A 6838-nucleotide genomic window follows, 5' to 3' on the forward strand; every position below is an offset into this window, starting at 1 on the left:
GCGGCAAACCCGTGCGCAGCTAATCCATGTGCTGCGAAAAACCCGTGTGCGGCCAATCCGTGTGCGGCCAACCCGTGCGCAGCAAAGTGATAATTTGATCCGTCCCAACGGCAACGGGGGCGATGCAGTTGCATCGCCCCCGTTTTCTATTCAAGCAGAAAGGCCGTTCAATCCTACTCGCGAACGACCATCACCGAGCAATCTGCATGGCGCACAACGCGCGCAGCATTCGGCCCCAGAAGGTAATCCTTCAGTTCCGGGCGGTGGGATCCGATCACGATCAGGTCGCAATTGGTTTTCTTCGCGATCTGAAGGATGACCTCATAAACCGTTCCCTGGCCCACGATGTGCTGCACCTTGATGTCTGACGGAATATGTTCCGCCACAAATTGGTGGAGACGTTCGTTGTAGGCTTCAAGAACCTTGGTTTCGTAGCCCTTCGGGAAGAATTGACCAACCATCGACATTCCAACCGTGGGCACCACGGTCAGAACATGCAGGCGCGCGCCAAAGCTTTGCGCCTGCTTGATTGCAACCGGCACGGCCTTCTTCCAGGAAGACTCATGATCAAGATCTACTGTGACCAGAATATCCTTGTACATGTTCAATCTCCCAGTCAGGCCGTACCAAGCGCGTCTTCACTGCGCTTGCGTCGGCGTTGAAGAACAATGATCCCACCCAGCAACAGGAAGGCCGGAATAAAGAAGACTTCCTTGGCCGGACGATCAGCCTCGACCTTTACCGCGGTGATTTCAAAGTCGAAATCAAGACCGGCTTTCTCGGCCGGACCAGCAAAGACCAGATCGTCGATATAGATACGACCATCCTCATTTCGGATACCGATACCGGCGTGATAAAGGCGATCCTCACCCGCGCCTGCCGGACCAAGCGGCAGCATCACAGATTTGGAAACCTCATCCCCTTCGATGCTGATGCCTTCGACATCCAGAAGGATGTTGGATTCAGGCGGCATGTTGGCCGCATCTTCGACAATGGTTGTCGCCGGCAGGTTTTCATATGGCGGCGCAATCATGTCGAGCCAGAAACCCGGCCGGAACAAGGTGAACGCTATCAACAGCAGTGCCGCACTTTCCCACAGCTTGGACCGGGCAAAGAAATAACCCTGCGTCGCCGCGGCAAAGACCAGCATGGCGATTGTCGAAACAATGATCACCATCACCACATCCAGCGGATGATCCAGACCGATCATCAGAAGTTGCGTGTTGAACAGGAACAGGAACGGCAGAACAGCTGTGCGCATTGAATAGAAGAATGCGACCAGACCCGTCTTCATCGGATCAGCCCCCGATACGGCGGCGGCGGCAAAGGATGCCAAACCGACCGGCGGGGTCACATCAGCCATGATGCCGAAATAGAAGACGAACAGGTGAACTGCGATTAACGGCACGATCAGTCCGTTTGCCGCACCAAGTTCGACAATCACCGGTGCCATCAGGCTCGAAACCACAATGTAGTTTGCCGTGGTCGGAAGCCCCATGCCAAGGATCAGGCTGATCACGGCGGTAAAGATCAGGATCAGCATCAAATTGCCGCCCGAAATCAGTTCGACGAATTCAACCATCACCTGACCGATACCGGTCAAAGACACCGTACCAACGATGATACCGGCGGCGGCGGTTGCCACACCAATCCCGATCATGTTGCGGGCACCGGTGGCAAAACCGTCAATCACGTCGATCAAGCCAAGCTTAAGATCGTTGGAAACATTGCGGCTTTTGCGGAAGATGCCCTTGGCCGCGTGCTGGGTCAGCATGATGAAGATCATCAGAACCGTTGCCCAGAAGGCCGACAGCCCCGGTGATTTCAGCTCAATCATCAGGAACCAGACCAGAACGACAACCGGCAGCAGATAATGCAAGCCAGCCTTGGCGGTTTCCCCCAAAGCCGGCAACTCGACCACCGGCTGGTTGGGATCATCCATTTCAAGGTCGGGATATCTTGCCGCGTAATAAAGCCCCGCCAGATAAATCGCAGCGCACTCGAGCGCGACAATCCAACCAACGGCATCACCAAATAGCTGCTTCTGGAAGACAATGGCGTAATAAACCAGCCCCGAAAGCACAACGAGTGACAGCACGAACAGAAGCGACCTGATCAGCGTCTGACCAAGGGTCGAGGTCACCCGTTTCGGCAGGCCCTTCATGTTCGCCTTAAGCGCCTCAAGGTGAACAATGTAAATCAGCGCGATATAGGAAATCGTTGCGGGCAGGAAGGCATGTTTGATGACTTCCGGGTACGGAATGCCGACATATTCCACCATCAGGAAGGCCGCAGCCCCCATCACAGGCGGCATGATCTGACCATTGACCGAGGATGCAACTTCCACCGCACCGGCTTTCTCGCCCGAGAAACCAACGCGCTTCATCAGCGGAATGGTAAAGGTACCGGTCGTCACAACGTTGGCAATCGAGGAGCCTGAAATAAGCCCGGTCATCGCCGATGACAAAACAGCGGCCTTTGCCGGACCACCGCGCATGTGCCCAAGGGCCGCAAACGCCACCTTGATGAAATAGTTGCCTGCACCCGCCTTATCGAGCAGCGAGCCAAACAGGACAAACAGGAACACAAAGCTGGTTGATACGCCAAGCGCGATACCAAACACGCCCTCGGTGGTGATCCACTGATGCGACATCGCCTTGGAGAAGCTTGCACCGCTCCATTGCAGAACGTCGGGCACCCACGGTGCATTGCCAAAGAAGACATATGCCAGGAACACCATCGCAACGATCATCAAGGGCGGGCCAAGTGCGCGACGGGTTGCCTCAAGCAACATGACGAGACCAACGCCCGCAGCGACAAGGTCGCCCGTCGTCGGAAGCCCGGGACGATCCGAGATTTCACGATAGAAAATGTAAATATAGGCCGCGCAGTAAGCGCCAACCGCTGCCAGCACCCAATCCATAACCGGGATATAACTGCGCGGCGAATTCTTGAAGGCCGGATAGGCCATAAAGGCCAGGAAAATTGCAAAAGCGAGATGGATCGACCGTGCCTCGGTCGAGTTCAAAACGCCGAAATTAAAGATAAATGGCAATGGCGAGGCCAGCCAAAGCTGGAACAGTGACCACGCGACCGCAAGCCACAGCAATATTTTCGCCGTCAAGCCACTTGGTTGACGGGCCCCTGTATCATTTTCCGCAATCAGGTCCTGCAGCCCCTGATCGACGGACACATTTTCCGTATTCTTGTCGTCAGTCATCACAAACTCCCGGTCACTACGAAAGCTATTTGAACTGGGGGTCCAGAAACAAAAAGCCTCCGTCGACACACACCCGGTCCCCTACGGAGTACTCCAACACCTAAATGACGGTGTTCATTTTCTTCAATTTTTGTGAGCAAACCCGTCGGGCGCAAAAGAAAAACGGAGGGCGATAAACGCCCTCCGTCCCAAGCCTGATTACATCAGGCCAGCTTCTTTGTAGTACTGAGCTGCGCCGTCATGCAGCGGAGCCGACAGGCCGTCCTTGATCATTTCTTCTTTTTTCAGGACTTCAAATGCCGGATGCAGTTTTTTGAAGTCGTCGAAGTTTTCAAAGACTGCTTTGACAACGTTGTAGACGATGTCGGCATCGGTGTTGGTCGAGGACACAAAGGTCGCACCGACACCAAAGGTCACAACATCATCCGGGTTACCACGATACATGCCGCCCGGGATGGTAGCTGCACGGTAGTACGGGTTGTCAGCGATCAGCTTTTCAATTTCCGGGCCAGCAACTTCAACCAGAACCGAATCACAAGCAGTGGTTGCTTCCTGGATCGAACCGGACGGGTGACCAACGGTGTAGATCATCGCGTCGATCTTGTTGTCACAAAGCGCCTGGGACTGCTCAGCCGGCTTCAGTTCGGATGCCAGCGAGAAGTCATCAAGGGTCCAGCCTTTGGCAGCAAGAACGATGTCCATGGTGCCGCGCTGACCGGAACCCGGGTTACCAATGTTCACGCGCTTGCCTTTGAGGTCGTCAAAGGTCTTGATGCCGGCATCTGCACGGGCAACAACGGTGAACGGCTCCGGATGGACGGAGAATACAGCGCGCAGGTCTTCGAACGGACCCTGGTCTTCGAATTTCGAAGTACCGTTATAGGCATGGTACTGCCAGTCAGACTGGGCAACACCCATGTCCAGCTCGCCGGTACGAATGGTGTTGATGTTGTAGACCGAACCACCCGTGGATTCGACCGAGCAACGAATGCCGTGCTCTTTGCGATCCTTGTTGACCAGACGGCAGATCGCGCCACCGGTCGGATAGTACACACCAGTCACACCACCGGTACCGATGGTAATGAAACGGTTTTCCTGTGCCGAGGCCTGACCGGCAAACAGCGAGGCGCCAGCAATCGCAGCGACTGCACCCGCTACAGCGATAAGTTTTTTCATTAGGATTCGCTCCCTTTTTACACCCTATTATCAGGCATTCAAATGTTCGACATCGAACAACTGAATCAAACGGAAACATCAGAAAAATCAGATGTTTCGACGATGGGGATTATAGTGTCCGACTTGGCGGAATAAAACCCTATAACCCCGAAACCTCCTGAGGAAATTCAGTATTTGTGCGTATTGTCCGGTTCTTTTTGCCCCTCCTACCACATGGGTTGCATAATCTGGCGGGCCTGTTCACCTGTCGCGATCTTCCGCCCCATCAGGATCGAACCATCATGTGCCTGGGCAATAAGATCAGCATTGTTCGAAGCAGGCGATCCGTCAACCCTAAGGTGATTATTTTCAAATCCGATACGCGCATGACCACCCAGTCCGGCACCCGTCAGAATGCAGGCGTTTTCATAAGGCCCAAACGCACACAACATCCATTCCGAGACATAAGGACTGGCCCCAATAAATGGCAAAAGTTCAGAGGGTTGTGACACCTGACCCGCGGTGTAGCGCCCCAGCACGAACAAGACCGGGAATTTGTCGCCGGGCAGAACGCCGATTTCAACAAGCTGATTAAAGCGCGCCACGTCTTCGGGCGCATACAGGATCAGTTGCGGCGCGATTTTGGCTTCGCGCATGAATTCGAAAAACGATTTCAATGCATTGAGGTCCGCATCGACGGGTGCAATTTCACGCACAGCGATTGATACCGCCTCTGGCAGCAGGTTTCTGATCATTTCCATCTGCTGCTGGGCTGTATAGATGCCAACCGCCTCGGTCGTGACCTGCAACAGCATATCGTCCCGAACCGATGATCTAACCTCGGTCAGCATTTCGCGATAACGACCAACATCGAGGCTGTGTTTTTGATCTTCATCTCGGACATGCAGATGCATCATCGATGCACCGGCGGCCTTGCATTCCAATGCCGTCCTTGCGACTTCGGCTGGTGTGATCGGAATGTTTGGCAAATCCGCCTTTGTCTTGCGCGCACCATTGGGGGCCGAGGCAATCAGAAACGGTTTGTCACCATATCCCATCACGCCAGTCCCTCTGCCTTAAAGACATCATCAAGCGCACCGGCAAACAGATCGACGATCTTGGCGACATCGTTTTCATCAATGATGAAGGGCGGGGCAAACAGCACATGATCACCGCGAACGCCATCAATCGTGCCGCCCATCGGATAGGCCATCAGACCGCGTGCAAAGGCCGCCTTCTTGATCTTGGCATTGATTTTAAGGGCCGGGTCAAACGGGTCCTTGGTTTCCCGGTCCGCCACAAGCTCCACCCCGCGAAACAGGCCGCGTCCGCGGATATCGCCAACAAACGGATGCTGGCCCAGTTTTGCCTGAAGTGCCGCGACAAGGTTTTCGCCCTGTTTGACGACATTGGCCAGAAGGTTGCGTTCCTTGATGGCGCGTTGGGTCGCAAGCGCAGCCGCACATGCTGTTGCATGCCCCTGATACGTGTGACCGTGCTGGAAGAAACCCGATCCATTGGCAATCGCATCGTTGATTTTCTTTGAAACAAGCACGGCACCAATCGGCTGGTAACCTGCACCCAGTCCCTTGGCGATGGTTTGTAGATCGCCAGAAATGCCTTCCTGCTCAATCGCATGCAGGGTGCCTGTGCGGCCCATGCCACACATGACTTCATCAAGGATCAGCAACACACCATATTGATCGCAAATTTCGCGCACGCGTTTGAAGTAACCCGGCACAGGGGCAAGCGCACCGGCCGTTGCCCCGACAACCGGTTCGGCCACGAATGCCGCAACGCTTTCCGCCCCAAGCTCAAGGATCGCGGTTTCCAGTTCGTTGGCAACGCGCAAGCCATAGGCCTCTGGCGTTTCGTCATCACGCTGATCACGATACTGATAAACAGGTGCGATGTGACTTGCGGTGATCAGGAGCGGTTCAAACTGTTTGCGCCGCCACATATTGCCGCCAACTGACAACGCACCAAGGGTATTGCCGTGATAGGATTGGCGGCGCGCGATGACGTATTTACGTTCCGGCTGCCCGATTTCGAGAAAATACTGGCGCGCCATTTTAAGCGCGGCCTCAGTGGCCTCCGACCCGCCAGACACAAAATAGACTTTGTCGATGCCTTCGGGCGCCGATGCGACCAGTTCATCGGCCAGTTCTTCCATCGCATCGGATGAAAAGAACCCGGAATGGGCATAGGCAATCTGATCAATCTGCGCATGCATGGCAGCACGGACATCAGGATCGGAATGACCAAGGCATGACACGGCTGCCCCACCGCAGGCATCAAGATAACTCTTTCCGTTTTGGTCAAAAATATAGATCCCCTCCCCCTTGACGGCGCGCGGCGGAATGGATGTGCTCGTGCGGTGCAGAACACGGGTTCCGGCATTCGGGACCGGGACAGAGGATTGGGCAGAGTTTGACGCGTTGGTCATGATCGGGCGTTCCGTAA

Annotated in this window: 5 protein-coding genes; all 5 read right to left on the reverse strand. The window is 54.9% G+C overall.

Translation table 11 applies throughout. From position 1 onward, the window contains the following. Nucleotides 1-173: 173 nt before the first annotated feature. Nucleotides 174-602 (reverse strand): universal stress protein, encoded by a 429-nt coding sequence (locus B3Z49_RS19125; protein WP_063088881.1) that lies wholly within the window; start codon nucleotides 600-602, stop codon nucleotides 174-176. Nucleotides 603-616: 14 nt separating this feature from the next. Next, nucleotides 617-3220, reverse strand: coding sequence for a TRAP transporter permease (locus tag B3Z49_RS19130; RefSeq protein WP_296993726.1), 2604 nt, complete (start codon nucleotides 3218-3220; stop codon nucleotides 617-619). Nucleotides 3221-3418: 198 nt separating this feature from the next. Next, nucleotides 3419-4396, reverse strand: a complete 978-nt coding sequence (locus B3Z49_RS19135; RefSeq protein ID WP_008889649.1) for a TAXI family TRAP transporter solute-binding subunit — start codon at nucleotides 4394-4396, stop codon at nucleotides 3419-3421. A 206-nt stretch (nucleotides 4397-4602) separates the two neighbouring features. Next, a complete protein-coding gene (locus tag B3Z49_RS19140; protein ID WP_296993729.1) occupies nucleotides 4603-5433 on the reverse strand; it encodes a 3-keto-5-aminohexanoate cleavage protein in 831 nt (276 codons plus the stop codon). Then, nucleotides 5433-6821, reverse strand: coding sequence for an aspartate aminotransferase family protein (locus B3Z49_RS19145; protein ID WP_296993787.1), 1389 nt, complete (start codon nucleotides 6819-6821; stop codon nucleotides 5433-5435). Before B3Z49_RS19145 ends, B3Z49_RS19140 begins: the two co-directional genes overlap by 1 nt. Between the last annotated feature and the right edge of the window lie 17 nt (nucleotides 6822-6838).

The organism is Thalassospira sp. UBA1131 (genome assembly GCF_002311515.1).
Lineage (GTDB): Bacteria > Pseudomonadota > Alphaproteobacteria > Rhodospirillales > Thalassospiraceae > Thalassospira.